Below are 20,235 nucleotides of genomic sequence, written 5' to 3' on the forward strand. Positions count from 1 at the left end.
TTTATTGATAATAAGCTGAGATTTTATTGCAAGTCATTTAATAAAATTAAAACATTAAACCAATTCTATTTTCACCCATCTAATTGCTGAGATTAGAGCAGTAAAGGATATTCATATATGACTATATTGAAAGACATACAGCACATTTCATCTGAATGAAGTACAGAAGGGCGGGCAGGATGCCCACTCCACAAGATTTATCATATTAAAATGTGTACTTCATTTAATTGCAAAGTGCTGTATTTGTAGCAATTCAATTAACGATTGCAACACATCCTTGGGTAAAGATGCGATGAATCGGGGTAAAGACGCGATGAATCGCGTCTCTACAAATGGTCTATTTGTTGCATTCTTCTTTCCAATTGGTATTACACAAATGCCAATACGTATTTTTTTACTTTATTCTCTTCGTCCTTAAAATAGAAAAGCCTCCCATTATGGGAGGCTGAAAAGTTAGCGGAGACAACTTATTAAACTACAGCGATCGCTCCTCCTAATGCAGAGAAAATGGCGGAGACGAATGCTGTGGCAAACAGCCACCACGCTGCTGTAGCTGCGGCTTTGCGGGTTTCTTCTGCTTGCCGCTGTGCTTGATGCTTTACTTGTTCTAGACGGCGTTGGGCTTCGTGCTGTATGCGTTCTGCACGTTGTAATACTGTGTTGCGTGCCCGTTCAATTTGGTCGATGATTCGGTTGGCATCTTCTTCGGAGATATCCTCACGAGAACTCATGATTGCCACTAGGGTATCACGGTCAAAGGAGGACAAGCGATCGCGCAGGGCATCGAAACCTGCCTGAGGATCGTCAAAAACTGTGCGAATATCGCGCTTAATACTATCATAGTTAAGTTCCGGGCGATCCAGGGAGTTAAGATAGTTGCGAATGCGGGCAAAAACCCCATCAATTGCATCTTGAATGCCGCGTTGGATGCTGCGCACTTGTTCGACAAATTGATCCCTTACGGACACTATATTATCGGCAATCCGTGCTGCTTCTTCATCAGAAATATCTTCCCGAATTTTCAGCAGGGCAATGATGGTATCACGGTCAAACTGGGAAAGGCGATCGCCAAAACTTTCTACGCCGACTCGCGGATCGTGCAACAATAATTGCAAGTCGCGTTTGATACCTTCAGGATTGAGTTCTTCTTTACCAGTTTGGCGCAGATACTCTTCTAGATAACCTTTGAATGATTCTACTCTTTGCTGTGTACGGCTAGCTAGGCGACGAGGCGCGCGCACAAAGTTACGAATTGAAGTTTGGGTGGAATCAATGATTTCATTGACTTGTTCTTCACTCAAGTCTTGGCGTTGACTGAGCAATTTCACCAGTGTATCCCGGTCTACCTGTGACAACCGACGGCGCAATGCGACGGCTCCTTCTTTGGGATTTTCAAACAATCTGGTCAAATCTCGCTGAATACCTTCAGGATTGAGTTCTTGTTTGCCAGTATTTCGGAGATAATCTGCGATCGTTGTGGTCACAGAGTCGTATTGCTCTTTAGCTTTATCGGCTACAATTTGAGGTGTGTGGCGAATATTATACCATGATTCCTCAGTAGCATTGATGATTTGATTAACTTGATCTTCACTCAAATCTTGCCGTTGACTCAACAATTGTACTAAGGTATCGCGGTCAAAGCGAGACAAGCGTGCCCGGATTGAGCTAATTCCAGCTTGCGGATCTTCTAGTAGCTTTTTGAAGTCGGCGCGGATGCCATCAGGATTCAGTTCTGATTTGCCGGTGTTACGCAGATATGATTCTACATTTAACCACAGGGTTTCTGCTTGATATTGTGCCTGTTCTGCTAGTCCTTTGGATTCTACCAAAACGCGATCGCGTTGTTTTTCCAACTCATCGACAATGCTATCTACTTCATATAACTGGACATCATTACGTTGTAGCAATATCTGCCGAATTTCTTGACGGTCAAGGTGGGCTAGCCGCAATGTCAGGGTTTCATAATCTGCCTCTGAGTCTTCCAACAGTGGTTTAAAATTCTGCTCAATGCCTTCGGCTGTCAAATCTGCCTTGGGAGTAACCAGTAGATAACTTTCTACTGCGCGTTGCAAGTCTTGGACTATATCTCTTTCTTCAATAGCTCTGACTGTTACTAGCACTTCTTGGCGGACAGTTTCTAGCTGATTAGCAATGCGTTGAATTTGACCTTGAGTCAGCAATCCCCGTTGTTGCAAAATTTTGACGAAATCATTGCGGGATAGTCGTTCTAGTTCCCTACGGACGATTCCTGGATCGGCTGCTGGATCGTAAATGACATCATGAAATTCCTGGGCAATTCTTTCTGGACTCAGTTGCCAAGCATAAGTATTGTATAGGTAATTTTCGACATCAGCCCGAATTGGGCTATAGGGTTGTGATGGTGTTGGCAAGCCTAACTTATCTGCTTGTTCGGTGACTTTATCTTTAGCGCTAGTAAGACTACCTAAGATTTTTTCTACATCCAAATCAGACAAATCTGCACGTCCCAACACAATGCCGGTTAAGGCAGATAATCCTTGCTGGAGTGTACTTTGAATTGGCCCGCTAGCTGCTTTTTGGTCAGATTCTTTGGAACCACCCTTTTCTGCTAGTAACCGTTCCAACTTGGCGTTGAGTTCATCTGTCTTGCTTTGTCCTGCTGGGAGTGATTTCAGATAATCCATTAACTCACCTAAACGGTCTTGGGTGGCTGGTTGCTGACTTACCACTTGCTGCCAAACTTTATACAAGGTATCAGCAATGCGGCTAACGTCTTTTTTGGAAAGATCGGTGCGGCTGCTGACTAACTCGATAAACTTTTGGCGGTCGATGTTGCGGATATCTGGAGTCCCAGCGATCGCTTTGAATTGCGGATCGTTGAGTAAATTTTCAAAATCACTCCGAATCTTTGACACATCGAGTTCTGGAGGACGTATCTTATCTAAGTACTCTTCAATGTTTTCTCGGATACTTACGGGGTCGATGGCGCTTCCTAGTTCTCGACGGACAGCGGCGGCGGCGGCTTCAGCTGTGGCTACCACTTGGTTATTTACAGCTTTCGCACCTAGTGCGGCGGTAGCAGTCCCCATAATCGCTTGAAACCCAGATGTTGCCGTATTCACAACTGAGCCAATTAAGGAGCCTACGGTGGTGGAACTTACCCAAACTAGGAGCAAAAAGTAGGCACCCCAAATTACTAAGCCGAGAGTCGCTCCCAATCCTCGATCTGAGATGACAAGGCTCAATTTTACTGCTAGGTAAGAAGCGATTAATAAGGCGACAGTCACAGTGACTAATGTCCAAATTCCCACTGCTGTGCCGATTTTGCGAATATTGCCGCCCAAACTTCCGACTTCTCCATTATCTGAATCCGAGTCAGATGAGTGCCCCAGGTAGGAAATACCGGCTGCAAGGGAGAGATTAGTTAGAACTAATTGGAAAGCAAAGGCAAGAATCACGCCGGAGATTAAAGCCACAAAAAAGCGTGGCCCCGAAAAGAGAACCGATGCTTGTTCTGGTGTGACGTTTGAGCGTTCTACTGGAACCTGTGCTAACCACAATAGTGGTTTATAGAGTCCCACCATGATTTCCGTACTTTGGAACATTGGATTTCCTTCTACCTACTAAGTTTAAATTTGGGGGAATTAAGAATTTCTTGAGAAGCAACTCTTAGTATTTATTATGTTTGTACCTATGGCAATACCTAACTCTTTAGATCACAATCGTAGAATTTACCTCTTTCAAGCATCTCTCCAAGGGCTGAAAACCTCATACAGCGGAAGATATAACTTTTGTTATCTCTTGATAAAAAACATAATTAAATGGCAAGCAATTTTACTTACTTACTGCTAATTTTAATTTTAATTGTTTAATTTATAGTGAGTAACTCTATTTTCAAAATAGTTTACTTTTAAAGAGTTTAGATTTCTTTAAATATCTATTTATATCACCCTCTCTAGGTGGATTTATTTATAATAATACGTTTGAGCATCGGTCAGCAGAAGTGCTTGTCTTTTATGCCTATAGACAGAAAGCATTCTAGTTATTAATAGCTACATTAAAGTTAACAAACGAATTGTTGAGGCAAGGAAATGGCAACTCCTTTTTCTAAAAATTTGCCAATAATATCAACAGAATATAATAGTTGCGCTCGCAATGATTTTCTGTTTGATTAGACTCCTCAAGCCTAAATTTTAAACAGTCGTTTTGCAATGATTGGCTTTCTTGCCTATTTAATTTGGGATTTAGTTGGCTATAGAGTGAGTTTTGTACTTGATTGGTTACGAGAGCATTTAAAGAATAAAAACCAACTTGATTAGGAAGGAAAAAACAATGAAAACTCGTTCCTCTACTGATTTACCAGTTGTTGCACCGGAATACAACGGCATAGACCGGAATGCATTTTTGTTTGGTTGGACTCCTCAAGCAGAAATTTGGAATGGTCGCTTGGCGGCTATTGGCTTTGTTGCCTATTTGCTTTGGGATTTAGCTGGTTATAGCGTCTTGCGTGACGTTTTACATCTGATTGGCTACTAGAAACTAAACACCTAAAAACCTATTAGATATTGGAGAAAAAAATGGCAACTCAAGAAACTCGTCCTTCTACTGATTTACCAGTTGTTGCACCGGAATACAACGGCATAGACCGGAATGCATTTTTGTTTGGTTGGACTCCTCAAGCAGAAATTTGGAATGGTCGCTTGGCGGCTATTGGCTTTGTTGCCTATTTGCTTTGGGATTTAGCTGGTTATAGCGTCTTGCGTGACGTTTTACATCTGATTGGCTACTAGAAACTAAACACCTAAAAACCTATTAGATATTGGAGAAAAAAATGGCAACTCAAGAAACTCGTCCTTCTACTGATTTACCAGTTGTTGCACCGGAATACAACGGCATAGACCGGAATGCATTTTTGTTTGGCTGGACTCCTCAAGCAGAAATTTGGAATGGTCGTTTGGCAGCAATTGGCTTTCTAGCCTATTTGCTTTGGGATTTGGCTGGTTATAGTGTCCTGCGCGACGTTTTACATCTGATTAGCTACTAGTAGTTCGCCAAGCGAACGCAAGCGGGGTAAAGGGGAAGGGGGAAGGAGGAAAGGGTTTAAATCCCTTACCCTTTACCCTTTTCCCTTTCCCCAGCACTCACCCAGCATTTTTGGGTTGCCAGACTGCTAGTCGTCTGCCACAAACATTATCACAGGTTAAGATATGTTTGTAGTAAGCACTTAAGTGCTTATAGCGCTTCCCATTCAGAGACGGTACAAGATTGCACCAATTTGGCAAATTTACCAAGATTGTTAATTCGTAGGTTGGGTTTTGTTCTTCAACCCAACCTACAGGTTTTTATTTTTTAGCCTTAGCAGTATTGCATTGGCTTCTATAAATGCTTGCCAGTTTTCCACATACTACTTATGGAAGTTTATTTATTGAGTAGCAAAAAAGTCACTTACAACTAGGTGACTTTTCTACGATCAAAATTTGACAAAAATTACTGAAATTTTAAAGAGTGATTATTCATCAATACTACTGGGAATACCCAAAACAGCACAGGGAAAATTAGAACCTAGAGCTTCAATCATTGGATGATTGACAGAGTTACAACCTAGAAACAGAATATCAGCCGCTTCTGATTCAACAACTTTGCTAAGTTCTGTAGAAATGCAGCCAAACCGCAAATGAGATTTGAAAGAACCCTGCCATTCTTCAGCCAAACTCCGGGCTTGCCAGAGAATTATATCTGCTTGTTGTAGAGGAGCGATCGCTGTCTGTAATTTAGGTTGAGTCAATACCTGTGTGACAGACTTTGATACTTCACTAACTTCACATTCTAATGAAGATTGTTGTTGGGGAAAACTCAAGATATTTGGATACTGATTGCTTTGATTATTTTCCACTACATAAACGGCTTGAACTGTAACTTCTGTATTGGTGGCCAAACGTGTTTGATGGGCAATCCAAAAGGCAATATCTAATGCCGTATGACTGTTGGGAGATGCATCATAAGCAACAATTAGATTAATTGCTTTCGCCTTTTGAGGTTTTTTAGAAAAAGGTTTGTTTGGTTGTGGCAACAGTACCATTTGTTCAATTAAGTCATCTCGGCCTGTGGCACTTTGCAGACGTGCTAACATTGGCTTAATTTGCACAGCTTTACTTCTCCTAATGAAATGAATTAGCAATGAGAAGCAGGGCGACCAATTTTATATTTTGAATTTCGGCTAGGCTCAGTCCTTCCCTGCGGGACGCTACGCGTAGCCTTGCTTCCCCGGAGGGGTACGACTTCGCTCAGGAACCATCGAAGGATTTTAGATTGAGTGACGATAACCAAAATTTCAAATCTTAAATTAGTCAAGGAAACCCCAATAATAACTGTATTACAGCCAAGGTTTTGGGGGTTCCTTCCATTGCCTACGGAGTTAGCTGACGGGCTAAGACTGGAAGGTGTCTCTCTCTTAAGAGTGCTGAGTGCTGAGTGCTGAGTTAATATTAATAATTATTAACTTCTGACTCTTAACTCCTCATTTTCTATGAGATACGCCCCACACACAATATGGTTCCTCCGTTCCAAATGCAGCTTTCATGGATTTGAATTAGGCTACCCGCTAAAAAAATGATAATCTAATTTACTCGTCTTGGGCAAAATATCGATCGAGGAAATTTAAGGCGTGGTTGCGGAGTTCAAAATACTCTTTTGAGTTTCGCATAGCGGCGCGATCGCGTGGATGCTCAAAAGGAACTTCTAAAATCTCCCCGATATTAGCAGCTGGCCCATTGGTCATCAAAACGAGGCGATCGGACATATAAATTGCTTCCTCTACATCGTGGGTAATCATCATCACTGCTTGACGATTATTTTCCCAAATATCCAATACCTGCCGCTGTAATTTCCCACGAGTTAGTGCATCTAGTGCCCCAAAAGGTTCATCCATCAGCAACATTTTGGGACGAATAGCTAAGGCTCTGGCAATACCTACTCTTTGTTTCATACCTCCAGAAATTTCATCAGGATATTTGTCAGCCGCCGCCGTCAAGTTTACCATTGCCAAGTGTTCATTTACAATGCTAATTTTCTCGGCACGATTAGCATTTTTTAGCACTTCATCTACGGCTAAACGGACATTTTCTCGCACTGTTAACCAAGGTAACAGCGAATAGTTCTGAAATACCATCATCCTTTCGGCTCCTGGCTCACGAATTTCTTTTCCATCTAGCCTGACTGAACCGGAAGTTGCTTTTTCTAAACCAGCTACTATCTTTATGAGAGTTGATTTCCCACAACCTGAGTGACCAATTACAGAAATAAATTCATCTTCATCAATCGTTAAATTGACTTTATCTAAAACGACAAAGTTATCTTTATCAGGTGTCGGATAAGACTTGACTAAATTTTCAATTTCTAAAAATCCAGCGCGGGGTATAACTTCGGTCTGGGTATTAATAGGTAATGAGGTATATTCCATCATCAAAGGCTCCGGAAATAATTTAGTCAATCAATATTTGAACTTGGGAATTAAGACATGAAAAAACGAGTGGGAGCGTTAGCCCTGATGGCAAAACTATTCAGATAACCCACCGGATCGCTGGGGTCGAAGCCTTTCTTATCTATAAATACCTCTGGTGGTTCGACCTTGTAATCATCCTTGGGACATTGAATGCCCATTTCCGATGCTATCTCCCGATATAAATCTGCTCTCCAGCCAAGTTCTGCTAGTTTCTCGGCATTTTTGGGGAATTGCTTGATTTGTCCCCACCGCGCTGCTTGTGTCATCAACCAGATACTTCTCGATCTCCATAAGAATGTGGAGTGTTCTCCTGGCTGTTTTGGAAGGTTGTCAGGAATATCGAAGAAAATCGTGGTGTCAGCGGCTTCGATGGTGCGGTCTTTGCCGTCAAAGCCGCCATAGTTATAGTTGCCGAGAATTCCCGGACTTGTAAATTTTGCGATAGGGGCATCTTTCTTTTTGGGTCTTGCACCTGTAAAGGAACGTTCTGTAAGCAGTTCGGCTACTTCTTGACGGTTTTCTACTTTGCTGCAATATTGGCAAGCTTCAATCATTGCCTTGACTAGAGAACGATAGGTTTTGGGATATTTGTCAATGAAAGATTCCATCACGCCCAACAAACGATCTGGGTGTCCCAACCAGACTTCTTTACCTTGTGCAAAGGTAAAGCCGATGTTTTCGTTACCTGTTATTGCTCGTGTATTCCAAGGTTCTGCAACCATGTAAGCTTGCATGGCACCAATCCGCACGTTTGTTACCATTTGGGGTGGCGGAACGATGATGATCCGAAACTCCTTAAGCGGATCGACACCAGCAGCAGCGGATAGGTAGCGGACAAAGTATTCATAAATAGCCGAACTCAGCACTACTGCCCAAACTTTTCCTTCTGGCGGTTGCTTGTCAAAGTAGCCTCGAAAATCGCGCCCAAAGGCTTCTAGCGCGCCATCACCATATTGTTCTTGGTATTCGTACCACGGACGCAGCCCAAAATCCCACATGGCTTTGTCCATTGTCATGGCATTACCGTGGCGATGGATGGTCATGGCTGCACACAAGGGAGCGTGGCGTGCGCCTTCAGCACCAATTCTGGCGTTGGTGACGGCACCAGATACCACGGGCGAAGCATCCAGGCGACCAAAAATTACACCGTCGCGGGAGGTGGCCCAACTGGCTTCGCGGTTGAGTGTAACGTTCAAACCATATTTGCGGAAGAAGCCTTTTTTCCAGGCGATCGCAAATGGCGCACAATCATTAACGGGAACGTAACCAACTGTAAGATCGGGTTTTTCTAGGTCGCTGCTTTTAACTACTGGTTGCACAGCTAAGGCTTCTTCGGTCAATCCTTTGGCCGATCTATCTCCTGAAATGCCACAGGAAGACAGCGCCATTCCCGCCGTTGTTGCTCCTATTCCCTTGATAAAATCTCGTCGAGTCCAGTTAATATCACCCATTCTTGTAGCTCCATTGGTGATTAATTGCTCACGCTTCAGGCGCAGAGTCTCGTTAAATCTTGCTGTTTTGATAGCAGGCTAATTTTGTTAGTTGGAAGTTTTAGGACGATGGGTTACTAATCCTTGGATTATGCCCACGGCATAATCCAGAATTAACCCAGTTACACCAATTACCAACACAGCTAAAAAGACTGAACTCAGGTTTAAGCGACTCCATTCATCCCAGACAAAGAAGCCGATACCAATACCGCCTGTAAGCATTTCCACAGCGACGATTACTAGCCAAGCTATGCCTAAACTAATTCGTAAACCTGTAAAAATATACGGCAAGCTTGCAGGCCAAATTATTTTTGTAATCCGTCGCCAACGGGGCATTTCGATGACTCGTGCTACATCTAAATAATCTTGGGGAACGCTAGAAACTCCTAAGGCGGTATTAATAATTGTTGGCCATAAAGAGGTAATAAAGATGACAAAAATGGCTGAAGGATCTGCTAAATTGAAAATTGCTAAGGCGATGGGTAGCCAAGCTAGGGGCGATACAGGTTTAAAAATTTGCACGATCGGATTGAGCGCTAGCATTGCCGATTTGGACATGCCAATTAGAAACCCCAGAGGAATCGCTACTACCGCACCCAACAAAAAGCCTATTAATACCCGGCGCAGACTTGCTATTAACAACCAACCAATTCCTAAGTTGCCTGGACCTCGCTCATAGAAGGGATTTAAAATGTAGTCGAGATTAGCGATTAAAGCTTCTGGTGGGGTGGGCATCAATTCATGGTTGGCAAGTGCAACAATCCACCACAACACAATTATTCCCAAGAAACCCAATATAGGTAGAAAGAAAACATCCCTAACAATAACAGGTTTTGTTTTTTTCCAAGCAGCTTGTCCAGCGATCGCGGCGATCGCAGCCAAATTTAGTTGAAATATCATTTACGACCTCAACAGATTTAAGTGCAGGTACAAAAAATCCGAGCAGTACCAGCCTTGGACACCGATGAGATCGGAACATCATAAATAATGCCGTCTCTTCAGTCTCCTCTCAATGCCTACGAAGTTAGCTGACGGGCTAGGGCTGAGAGATGCCCTTCACAAGAAAGTTATGAGTTATGAGTTATAAGTTATGAGTTACAAATTTAAGTATTTAGTAAACTAACTTCTAACTCCTTACTTCCAACTCCTCACTTTCTATGAGATACGCCCCACAATTTGGTTCCTCCGCTCCAGCGTTATGCACTGTGACACGCCGAATTAGGCTGACTTACTCTAATGGATACTAAATTATGCACAATATAACATCGATCCTCAGTAAAAGCCATCTATCTTATGAAAAATATTGTTTATTTTAATACTTAGATCAAGTATTACCAACTAGTCTTTAGTATTAAATACTACTAAAATTTCTAGTTGTGTTGTGAGTGAACTCCTTGCACAGCCAGCTAAACAATATATTCAAGTCCAGTATCAAGAATATTACGTGCTTAATTAATATTTTTTAATAGAAAACAAAGATACTGATAAAATTTTATATACGGCTACTTAATTAGCAAATAAAATAACATATATAATCTATTCCTTTTGATAGGTGAACTAAATTGTTAAATTTGGTAAAAATCCACTGCACTCGCTAAACTAATTGGATATGGAAGTTTACTCATCTATCTTTTAGCTGAATTTAACATAATGGATTTTAGTCAAGTACTGGCTGAGAAAACGGATAGCATCGTCGATAAATGGATTTTAGCGGTTCGCAAGGATAGACGGATTGAAAGTGCTGACGATCTATCTTATACAGCGGTAAAGGATCACGTCCCTGATGTTTTGAAAGCTATGGTGACAGTGCTTTCAAAATTTCAGGATAATGATATTCAGTCAATAGTTACTGCCAGTTTTCAGCATGGAGCTATTCGTGCCGAACAAGGCTTTGATCCAGCAGAAATCGCTAGAGAATATCATCTGCTGCGAACAATAATACTTGATGCTCTACAAGCAGATTTATTGGAGGGAACACCTGTAGAGATAATTCGTTCTATGCGTTTGATTGACGCTATCCTAGACGAAGCGATCGCTCGATGTTTCAAGAGTTATGTTGAGGAACGCTTGCGGGAATTACAGCAGTTGCAAGCATCACTAAGGCTCCATAATGAGGAACTAACGCGGTTAATTACCGCCAATCAAGAGTATCTTTCTCAACTAGCCCACGAATTAAAACATCCTCTAACTTCTATTATTGGTTATTCGGATCTGTTTTTACGCCAACAACGACGAAAGGCTGATATAAAAGACAACTATACTAATTTAGAACATATTGAGCGGGTACTACGCAATGGTAGACAGTTACTCCATTTAATCAATGATGTACTAGAACTTTCCCGCTATGAGGCAGGACAGATAAAAATCCAATTAGCGCCTACCGATGTGCGGGAATTAATCGATAATATCTGTCAAATGTTGGAACCTTTAGCTGCGGGAAAAAATTTACAAATTGTAGTCGATTGCGATCGCATCCCTGAAAAATTAATCACAGATTCTTTTCAGTTGCAACAAATTGTTACAAATCTTCTTAGTAATGCGATTCGTTATACAGAGTCGGGGACTATTATCATCATGTGTCAGGTGTTGGAGAAGCAGAGATGGGCGATCGCAGTTTCTGACACTGGAATTGGCATTGCACCCGAAAACCAAGGCCAAATATTTGAACCCTACTTTCGCGTCAGTTCTAGCGATCGCCCCTATCTTCCTGATAGTACAGGATTGGGATTAGCGATCGTCTCACGTTTAGTAAAACTATTGCAAGGTCAAATTAACCTAGCCTCCCAGGTAGGCGTTGGCTCTACTTTCACCGCGATTTTTCCTTTAGAAGTGGAGCTTTAAAAGCGACTGGAAGTCGCGGCTACACAAAGCAAAGTCCACCTACGTGGACTAATACTAAATTAAGGATTTCAAATCCACCTCTGTGGGTTTTGTCCGTATTAACAGCGATTTACAATCGTCGGTGCTTTACAAACGTATCTTACAGATGGTTGGCATCATCTCCATTTTTTATTTTTCTATTTCATCTATTTCTTTGGGAACCCCCGCAGTTAACACCTCATGTCCTCCAGGTGTAACTAACACATCATCTTCAATCCGAATGCCAATCCCAACCCATTGAGGATCGGTCTGTGGCTGGTCTTCTGCTAGTTTGGTATCTGGCACAATATATAATCCTGGTTCCACTGTCAAAATTTGACCTGGTTGTAAAATCTGTGGTTTGTCTTCACCATGCTGATAAACACCGACATCATGAACATCCAAACCTAACCAATGACTGGTGCGATGCATATAATATGGTTTATATTTCTCTTCTTCAATTAACTTATCAATTTCACCTTTGAGGATGCCAAGTTCGACTAAACCTTCTGTGAGAACGCGCACTGCTGTATCGTGAACTAACTTGAAAGGATTACCTGGTTGGACTTGAGCGATCGCTTGTTTTTGCGCCTCCAAAACAATCTCATACAATGTCTTTTGTTCTGGCGTAAACTTACCTCCAACCGGAAATGTCCGGGTAATATCCGAGTTGTAATAACCGTAAGCACAACCGGCATCAATTAGCAGTAATTCTCCATCCTGCATTTGACGATTATTTTCAATGTAATGGAGTACGCAAGCATTGACACCAGATGCCACAATCGAAGGATAAGCAGGTCCCATTCCACCCCGGACTCGAAAGATGCGTTCCATCTCCGCTTGGATTTCGTACTCATAACGTCCCGGCGCGGCGATTTCTTGGGCGTAATTGTGTGCTTCGGTGGCGATCGCAGCTGCTTGACGCATCAATTCCAACTCAGCTTCGCTTTTGAGCAATCTCATGCTGTTGAGAACAGGGCCAGTATCTTCAATAGCGATCGGCCCAGTACCGCGCTTCGGATAAGTCCGCAGTAAACTTTGATAATGTTTCAGGATTTGATCGTTAAAATTGCGATCGCGTCCTAAGTGATAGTAAATCCGGCTGGCTTTTTCTAAATACTGCGGTAACTTTTCATCTAATTCTTTAATGGGATACGCTTCATCAGCACCATAAATTTCCTTGGCTGCATCTACCCCACAAAGATAACCAGTCCATACTTCTTTTTCGCGATCCTTCGGTTGGACAAACAGCACAAACCGATGTTCTGCATGATGCGGCGCTAACACTGCTACTGCTTGTGGTTCATTGAAACCAGTCAAGTAAAAAAAATCACTTTCTTGGCGATAAACATACTCGACATCGTTGTGCATCACTGCCATTGGCGCACTGCAAAAAATGGCTGTTCCATCACCAATTTTTGCCATTAATTGCTCGCGACGCTGCCGATATTCTGCTTGCATAGTTGATGTACTTTTAAAAAGTATTGTAGTATTTGACACTTTTAGCGACTAACAAATGCACAGATGATGCCTCTTAATAGCTGCTAATCTAAGTTATTCTAACCAATATTTGTTTCCACTCAACTGATAAATCAGTGGAGAATAATCAATTATCTCGAAAGACTCAGATACCCGACTTCTAAAAGAAGTCGGGTATCTTGTTGTTATCGAAGATTTTAGGATATTTATGAAGTTAAATAAGTTTTAAACGTTGATTTTATACAAACTTTGGTATTTTATAAATTTAGCAACACACAGTAAAAAATATGTCTACTCAACCCTTAATAAAAAAAGCGATCGCTTACGTAACCAACAAAGATGAATTAATGGTGTTTACACATACTGACTTTCCTGAAGCTGGTGTGCAAGTACCTGCTGGTACAGTTGAAGAAAGTGAAGAGCCATCTGAAGCTGTACTGCGGGAAATTTATGAAGAATCTGGTATTAAGGGAGTTCGCATTATTGAGTTATTAGGTATTTATCAATACAATATGACTCCCTATCGTAATGAAATTCAAGAACGTTATGTTTATCATCTCGAATTAATTCAGCCTACACCATCTACTTGGCGGCATTGGGAAATACATCCAAGTACGAGCAAAAACCCTATAGCCTTTGATTTTTCTTGGGTTAAATTAGATAGCTCAGATTTAAGACTAGCCGGTGGTCAAGGTTATTTTTTATCTAAGCTTGTTCACAAAATAAAAACTAGTCAGGATTCAGTTATTACTTAAGAAAGTGTCAATGAAACAAATTAAGATTATACAAAATATGTTAGGAATAATGTAGCGATCGCTTCTATCTTAATTAAGCCTATCTAATTATAGATCAAATTCGTAGATAGATTTTTTATACAACCTTCAAATGTCAAAGAAAGTAGATAAAACAATCATTTTTATATATAAATAATCATATATTAATTACAAAATATATTTTGCAAATGCTTATATAGAACTTGAAAATTTTAGAATAATAGTTTAAAACAAACAAAGATTTATCTTCAAAGAGTGACATTAATAAATAAAAAATAGTTATAAAAAAAGTTTGAAAACCAGGTAAATGTTATTTCGTTACAGAAAGAGATTGGCAAAAAAAGTTAAAAAAATATGACAGCCAATAATAAAAATTCACCATGCCTGTAAATCAAAATTCCTCACCCTTAGCTTTGAATACATCTCGATTAGCATCAGAGTCTTTTGCAAAATCAGAAATCTTGACAACTTCTCTGAAGAGTTTAAATTATGATTTAGGGTTTGGAAATAAGAGTTCTTCGCTAGCACTAGAAAGTCAACCGATAACTGTGCCTGTTAAAACATCAGCAAATCCCAATCCTAATCCTTACTTAACTAGTGCGGCGATTACTCCTGACTTTAACGGTGATGGTAAAACAGACAAAGTTTGGGTCAATTCTTCAACAGGTGAGATTATCATTCGGTTGATGGATGGCACAAAAGTTATCGAACAGGGTTCTTTGGGTCAATTTGACCTATCCGCCTATGATTACAAAATTGCTGACTTCAATGGTGATGGCAAAACCGACTTCTTATTACGCAATAAGACAACCGGTGAGAATAGCGTTGTCCTGATGGATGGCACCAAAGTTGGTAGTGCGGCTGCTTTAAGTAGCGTCGATCCAGCTTGGACTCCTCAGATTGGCGATTTCAATGGCGATCGCAAAACCGATATCTTCTGGCATAATACCACAACTGGCGAGAATGCTATTTGGGAGATGGATGGCACTACAGTTCTGAATGCAACTGTTTTAGACACTACAGACGCAGCGTATACTCCTACCATTGTTGATTTCGACGGCAATGGTAAGAGTGACATCTTCTGGCGCAATCAGACAACTGGCGATAACGTCGCTTGGTTTATGGATGGTACGCAAAAGACTGACTTTGCTCTACAATCACAAGATGCCGCCTGGACTCCTAGCCTTGGTGATTTCAATGGTGACTTTAAGACAGACATTCTGTGGAGAAACGCTCAAACTGGTGAGAACAAGGTTTGGACGATGAATGGCATTTTAGTCACAGAAGGTGCTTTAAAGACACTTGACCCAGCCTGGACTTCCAAAATTGGCGATTTCAACGGTGATGGCAAGACTGATATCTTCTGGCACAATGGAACCACAGGTGAGAATACTGCTTGGTTGATGGATGGCACAACAGTTGCAACTGAAGCTTTCTTACCAGCTAATAACGCAGCCTTGACACCATCACTTGGCGATTTCAACGGCGATGGCAAGACTGATATCTACTGGCGCGATCAGACAGCAGGTACAGACACCATTTGGACTATAAATGAAACGACAGCAGTTGATAATCCCATCAGCGACGCAGATAAGCTGACCGGAGAGTGGTATACGTTCTAAAATCAGAATTCAGAATTCTGAATTCTGAATTCAGGAGATGGAGGCAGGAGTCATGATTTTATCCCTGCTTCCCCTGCTTTTTTCCCAGTTCCCTTTATTCAAAATTTGTAACTTAAAACTTGAATCTCGCTATTCTCCGGCAAATCTTTAGGGCTAATAGAAATACTATCTCCATTGCTACGCCGCACTTTCATACCTTGCATCAAGGTCAGAAAATTATCTAGTGGTGAAAGATCGCATTTAGCAGCATCAGCAGCCTGTGTCCGGTAATGAGTCGGAATCACTAACTTGGGATTTAATACTTGAACAGCCTGCTTTGCTTCTTCAGCATTGTAGGCTTTTGCACTGCCTCCCACTGGAATAAATGCCACATCGGGACGCCCCATCAGGATTTTTTGCTCAATAGAAATGGGTGCAGCAGCCCCGCCTAAGTGTAGGATATTAATTCCGCCTTGCTTCCAACTCCAAGCAGTATTTGAGCCAAACTGCTTACCACCTTTGCGATCGTGGTCTATGGCAATTCCTTGGAATTTAATGCCTTTAAACTCATAAACTCCTGGTTCGTAGATGAGTTTTGCATTTCCCGGTAATACATCCACAGCACCTTCATCTAACAGTTGGCTGCTAATCAGAACCAAATCTGCTGCAACTTTTGGGGGACGATACCCAGCTGTGCAACCGATTGACCGAAATGGATTGACGAGAACTTTCGCACCACCACCAGTAAAAAGAAAGCAAGTATGACCCAACCACTGAACTGATAAACCGCTAGATTGTGCGTCAGCTTGAGATTCAGAACCCAAGGTAGTAACTAAAGCTGTTACCAACCCCGCCCCAGCATAGCCCATCAACTGTCGTCGTTTCATTAATTATGCTCTTGAGTGTAACTGTTCCAGAAAATTTCGCAATAACTGTTTTCCTGAAGATGTCAGGACACTCTCTGGGTGAAACTGGACGCCCTGAATGTGAGGATAGTTCCGGTGTCGCACTCCCATAATGGTGTTATCTTCAACCCAAGCGGTGATTTCTAACACATCTGGGCAAGTCTCACGTTCGATTACCAAACTATGATACCTGGTGGCGGTCAGAGGATTTTCTAATCCCCGGAAAACCCCCACTCCAGTGTGAGACACCTGAGAGGTTTTGCCATGCATCAACTCTGGAGCAGGAATTATTTTACCACCGAATACTTGACCAATGCCTTGATGTCCCAAACAGACACCCAAAATTGGTAATTCTTGTCCTAGCTGTTCAATCAATTCTAAAGAAATGCCGGCATCTTCCGGGCGACCAGGCCCAGGAGAAATAACTACAGCTTCTGGTTTTAATGCCTGAATTTCGTCTATGGATATCTTGTCGTTACGAAAAACTTTAATGTCATCTGCCACTGGGAACTCTGATGCTAATTCTCCCAAGTACTGCACTAAATTATATGTAAAACTATCGTAATTGTCGATAACTATAATCAAAGCTTATCACTCCTGGTTTTACCACTCATCAGTTGTAAAAAGCATAGATAAGTATCTCATGCTATTTGTTCATTAGGTGTAAAAATAATGCTGACGTAGACGTGTAAGTATAAAGCGGCTACTCTACGGCTACTTTCTAAAGATTATCCAAATCCTTTAGCCAGGATGCTTGGCGCGTTGGCGTAGACCGCACTTCGAGTGAGCTTCAGTGACCATTGTAGACATCGCACGATTTAAATTTTGAATATATTCTGCAAAGGGAATTCGGACAGAGTGTGATTCTCTTAATGAGTCACTTAGCGATGCCTAAATTACGTCTACAAAGCCGATATAATTAACCTTACTAGAGGAGGGAGCAATAGCGTACCTGCTACTAGCATCGCTACGAAAGCAGAGACAAGTACTGCACCAGCCGCACAATCTTTAGCAATTTTTGCCAAATCATGGTATGTCTGCTTAACGGTTAAGTCCACAACAGACTCAAGTGCTGTATTTAGTAACTCTAATGCTAAAACTAAACCACTAGTTATACCAATTACCGCTATTTCCACCGCTTGCAGATGCAAAAAAACGCTTAAAGCGATCGCCATTGCACAAACACTTACGTGGATGCGAAAATTACGTTGAGTTTGAAAACTATAGCTGATTCCAGCCCAAGCATATTTAAAACTAATAAATAAATTAGAGGCTACTTTCCAGGAGAATTCCCGTTCGTTAGACACCAGTGTTTGTAACGAGGTAGGCGTTGGTGATGGAGAAATTTTTTGGGACATAGACTTAAAAACACAAGAACAGAGTTGCTACAGTGGGAATATTCGCCGATCTTAATGGCAGAATTAACTTTGAGGCAATCTTTAAGCAATTTTCCACAGAAGTATTATAAAAGTATTACCCAAAATTAACATTAAGAGATACTTCAATTACTGCTATTCAATGTCAATAGCAATACCTATTGCATTCAGCAATCCCACTTGCTGTTTTAACATTCGCTCCAAACTTTTTTCATCAGGATGATCCCAGCCCAACAGATGCAATAAACCGTGAGCAGCTAACCAAGCTAGCTCAGTTGATAAGCTATGTTCCTGTTGTTGAGCTTGGCGTTGTGCTGTATCTACAGACACAATAATATCACCTAAGTATAATGGGACAGAGGCAAGCATTTCTTTGCTTTGAGGAAAATTCACCTCCAAAGCAGCAAAGGCTAAAACGTCTGTCGGCTTATTTTGCTGACGATATTGAGCATTCAGTTCTTGAATTTGCAAGTCATCTGTCAAACGCAGCCCAATTTCATAACTTGGCGCTGGTGGAATCTGAGGGTGAAGTATTTCCAACCAGTGATTAAACCAGTTTTCCCAAGTTTCAGGGGTAATTCGGGCATCAGTCTCGTCAATTTTTACAGATGTTGTCGGGGACAACTCATAAAAATACTCCTCCACATATAGTTCAACTCTCAGGGGCACACAGTCTCCTTGTCTGAGGTTTACGATTTGTTGTTAAAACTGTCCTAAGTCAATTGGTCATCTGTTCTTTGAAATATAAATGACTAATGACTAATAAAAATCCTCACCAGTTGCGTAATGCTTAGTGAGTGAGGTAAGCAAGACCAACAAGCAGAGCTAAAAGCCCTACAGCAGTCAATCCAAAATGCTTTAGGGAAGTTCCACCCTTGCGCACCATGTTTCGCATGGCGAGTTTGACGTAGCTAGGTTGAGGTTCTGTTGAAGGTGAGTTGCTCATAATTATTTGCCTACAGACTCTTTTATAACTGTAACAGTTGGTCTGGGATAGAATTGCGATCGCCCATATATTGCTAAGGCGTTTCTGTATGAAACGCCTTAGTAATCAGGGTGTTATGGAATGAGCGCCTCTATGCCGAAGTATTTTCTACTAGTTTATTTTCTTGGCGCAGATAAGCTTGGATGAATGTATCAAGTTCGCCATTCATCACATCGCCAATCGCTGTTGTTTCCGTATTTGTACGTAAATCTTTCACCATTTGGTAAGGGTGAAACACATAGTTACGGATTTGGTTTCCCCAAGAGGCTTCTACCATATCGCCACGAATTTCAGCTATTTCTTGGGCGCGTTGCTCTTTGGCTATGACCAACAGCTTTGCTTTGAGGCGATTTAAGGCTTTTTCTTTATTTTGCAGCTGCGATCGCTCTTCTGTACAGCGCACGGCTATACCCGTGGGTAGGTGAACAATCCGCACCGCAGTTTCTACTTTGTTGACATTTTGCCCACCTTTACCACCAGAGCGAGTTGTGGTGATTTCCAAATCTTTGTCTGGAATATCCAATTGCACAGAGTTGTCAATCTGTGGCATCACTTCCACCCCGGCAAAACTGGTTTGGCGCTTGCCGTTAGCATTAAAAGGTGAAATTCGCACTAAGCGATGTGTACCCATTTCTGACCGCAAGTAACCATAGGCATAGCGACCAGTAATTTCTAGGGTTGCAGATTTAATTCCGGCTTCATCACCCTCCGACTCTTCAGCTAAAGTTACCTTATAGCCGTGAGCTTCGGCCCAACGGGTGTACATCCGCATCAGCATAAATGCCCAATCTTGAGCATCTGTGCCACCAGCGCCAGCACTAATCGTCAGTACAGCGCCCTCAGCATCATAAGGCCCAGAAAGTAACTGTTGTAACTCCCACTGGTCAAGGTCACGATTCAGTTTAGTGATGGTAGATTCGGCTTCTTGGAGTAGTGCCTCATCAGTTTCTAACTCCAATAACTCAACAACTGCCTTAGTATCTTCCAGATTGGCGTGCCAGCGATCGTATTGTTCGAGGTGGGCTTTCAGGTCGTTGAGTTCTTGCAGCGTTTGTTGGGCTTGGGTTTGGTTATCCCAAAATTCTGGTTGAGCTGATATTTTTTCGAGGTCTTGAATTTTGGCTGTCAGTGCAGGTACGTCAAAGATAGTCCTGGGTTTTACCCAGGCGGCCAGACAACGTTTCGATTTCGCGTTTGAGTTCTAGGACATCCATAATGCTTGCTGAATGATAGATAGAGCGCTTTGGATTAAAAAATTGCTCTTTATTCTACTTATGTTTCTTGATT

At 41.7% G+C, this 20,235-nt stretch carries 18 protein-coding genes and 2 riboswitches; of the genes, 6 read left to right on the forward strand and 12 right to left on the reverse strand.

All coding sequences use genetic code 11. The features are described from left to right. Positions 1–470: 470 nt before the first annotated feature. On the reverse strand, positions 471–3,584 hold the full coding sequence (locus ACR5KR_RS17520; protein WP_445631254.1) for an MFS transporter: 3,114 nt from the start codon (positions 3,582–3,584) through the stop codon (positions 471–473). Between the two features lie 727 nt (positions 3,585–4,311). Between ACR5KR_RS17520 and ACR5KR_RS17525 the strand changes: the two genes are divergently transcribed. The 3 genes from ACR5KR_RS17525 to ACR5KR_RS17535 are packed head-to-tail and all read left to right on the forward strand — an operon-like array spanning position 4,312 to position 5,023. Beyond that, positions 4,312–4,515, forward strand: a complete 204-nt coding sequence (locus ACR5KR_RS17525; protein WP_445631253.1) for a high light inducible protein — start codon at positions 4,312–4,314, stop codon at positions 4,513–4,515. A gap of 41 nt (positions 4,516–4,556) precedes the next feature. Then, the gene (locus tag ACR5KR_RS17530; RefSeq protein WP_445631252.1) at positions 4,557–4,769 is read left to right on the forward strand and encodes a high light inducible protein; all 213 of its coding nucleotides are present in this window, start codon (positions 4,557–4,559) and stop codon (positions 4,767–4,769) included. A 41-nt stretch (positions 4,770–4,810) separates the two neighbouring features. Then, positions 4,811–5,023: a high light inducible protein gene (locus ACR5KR_RS17535; protein WP_445631251.1), complete on the forward strand. Its 213-nt coding sequence runs from the start codon at positions 4,811–4,813 to the stop codon at positions 5,021–5,023. Between the two features lie 465 nt (positions 5,024–5,488). Here ACR5KR_RS17535 and ACR5KR_RS17540 read toward each other — a convergent pair whose 3' ends face one another. From ACR5KR_RS17540 to ntrB, 4 genes are all read right to left on the reverse strand, one after another. Further along, positions 5,489–6,109, reverse strand: coding sequence for a universal stress protein (locus tag ACR5KR_RS17540; protein ID WP_445632083.1), 621 nt, complete (start codon positions 6,107–6,109; stop codon positions 5,489–5,491). 259 nt (positions 6,110–6,368) lie between these two features. Further along, a riboswitch (cyclic di-AMP (ydaO/yuaA leader) is annotated at positions 6,369–6,585 on the reverse strand. Positions 6,586–6,601: 16 nt separating this feature from the next. Then, positions 6,602–7,438, reverse strand: a complete 837-nt coding sequence (locus ACR5KR_RS17545; protein WP_445632082.1) for an ABC transporter ATP-binding protein — start codon at positions 7,436–7,438, stop codon at positions 6,602–6,604. Positions 7,439–7,488: 50 nt separating this feature from the next. After that, complete coding sequence (locus ACR5KR_RS17550) at positions 7,489–8,931, reverse strand: ABC transporter substrate-binding protein (protein ID WP_448267354.1); 1,443 nt, start codon at positions 8,929–8,931, stop codon at positions 7,489–7,491. An 87-nt stretch (positions 8,932–9,018) separates the two neighbouring features. Then, a complete protein-coding gene (ntrB, locus tag ACR5KR_RS17555) occupies positions 9,019–9,870 on the reverse strand; it encodes a nitrate ABC transporter permease (protein ID WP_448267355.1) in 852 nt (283 codons plus the stop codon). 98 nt (positions 9,871–9,968) lie between these two features. Beyond that, a riboswitch (cyclic di-AMP (ydaO/yuaA leader) is annotated at positions 9,969–10,205 on the reverse strand. A gap of 415 nt (positions 10,206–10,620) precedes the next feature. Here ntrB and ACR5KR_RS17560 point away from each other — a divergent pair. After that, positions 10,621–11,811: a sensor histidine kinase gene (locus ACR5KR_RS17560; RefSeq protein ID WP_445631248.1), complete on the forward strand. Its 1,191-nt coding sequence runs from the start codon at positions 10,621–10,623 to the stop codon at positions 11,809–11,811. A 168-nt stretch (positions 11,812–11,979) separates the two neighbouring features. Here ACR5KR_RS17560 and ACR5KR_RS17565 read toward each other — a convergent pair whose 3' ends face one another. Continuing rightward, complete coding sequence (locus ACR5KR_RS17565) at positions 11,980–13,290, reverse strand: aminopeptidase P N-terminal domain-containing protein (RefSeq protein ID WP_448267356.1); 1,311 nt, start codon at positions 13,288–13,290, stop codon at positions 11,980–11,982. A gap of 305 nt (positions 13,291–13,595) precedes the next feature. Here ACR5KR_RS17565 and ACR5KR_RS17570 point away from each other — a divergent pair, with 305 nt between their 5' ends. Beyond that, positions 13,596–14,063, forward strand: coding sequence for an NUDIX hydrolase (locus tag ACR5KR_RS17570; RefSeq protein WP_448267357.1), 468 nt, complete (start codon positions 13,596–13,598; stop codon positions 14,061–14,063). Positions 14,064–14,461: 398 nt separating this feature from the next. Then, positions 14,462–15,703 (forward strand): FG-GAP repeat domain-containing protein, encoded by a 1,242-nt coding sequence (locus ACR5KR_RS17575; RefSeq protein ID WP_448267358.1) that lies wholly within the window; start codon positions 14,462–14,464, stop codon positions 15,701–15,703. Between the two features lie 98 nt (positions 15,704–15,801). Here the strand turns inward: ACR5KR_RS17575 and ACR5KR_RS17580 are convergent, their stop codons facing one another. The 6 genes from ACR5KR_RS17580 to prfB form a co-directional block, all read right to left on the reverse strand. Next, positions 15,802–16,569, reverse strand: a complete 768-nt coding sequence (locus ACR5KR_RS17580; protein ID WP_448267359.1) for an MBL fold metallo-hydrolase — start codon at positions 16,567–16,569, stop codon at positions 15,802–15,804. Between the two features lie 3 nt (positions 16,570–16,572). Beyond that, the gene (locus ACR5KR_RS17585) at positions 16,573–17,172 is read right to left on the reverse strand and encodes an anthranilate synthase component II (RefSeq protein ID WP_445631244.1); all 600 of its coding nucleotides are present in this window, start codon (positions 17,170–17,172) and stop codon (positions 16,573–16,575) included. A gap of 317 nt (positions 17,173–17,489) precedes the next feature. Beyond that, positions 17,490–17,945 carry a diacylglycerol kinase family protein gene (locus tag ACR5KR_RS17590; protein WP_445631243.1) on the reverse strand — a complete coding sequence of 152 codons (456 nt, stop codon included), beginning with the start codon at positions 17,943–17,945 and terminating at the stop codon, positions 17,490–17,492. Positions 17,946–18,098: 153 nt separating this feature from the next. Then, positions 18,099–18,626, reverse strand: coding sequence for an rRNA maturation RNase YbeY (gene ybeY, locus ACR5KR_RS17595; protein WP_448270248.1), 528 nt, complete (start codon positions 18,624–18,626; stop codon positions 18,099–18,101). Positions 18,627–18,753: 127 nt separating this feature from the next. Then, a complete protein-coding gene (locus tag ACR5KR_RS17600) occupies positions 18,754–18,909 on the reverse strand; it encodes a DUF3285 domain-containing protein (protein ID WP_094350437.1) in 156 nt (51 codons plus the stop codon). Between the two features lie 130 nt (positions 18,910–19,039). Continuing rightward, positions 19,040–20,162 (reverse strand): peptide chain release factor 2 gene (gene prfB / locus ACR5KR_RS17605; RefSeq protein ID WP_448267360.1). Its coding sequence is split into 2 segments (ribosomal slippage): positions 19,040–20,089 and positions 20,091–20,162, totalling 1,122 coding nucleotides; the frame shifts between segments, so codons are not numbered across the junction. Between the last annotated feature and the right edge of the window lie 73 nt (positions 20,163–20,235).

The sequence above is a fragment of the Nostoc sp. DSM 114159 genome (assembly GCF_053470285.1).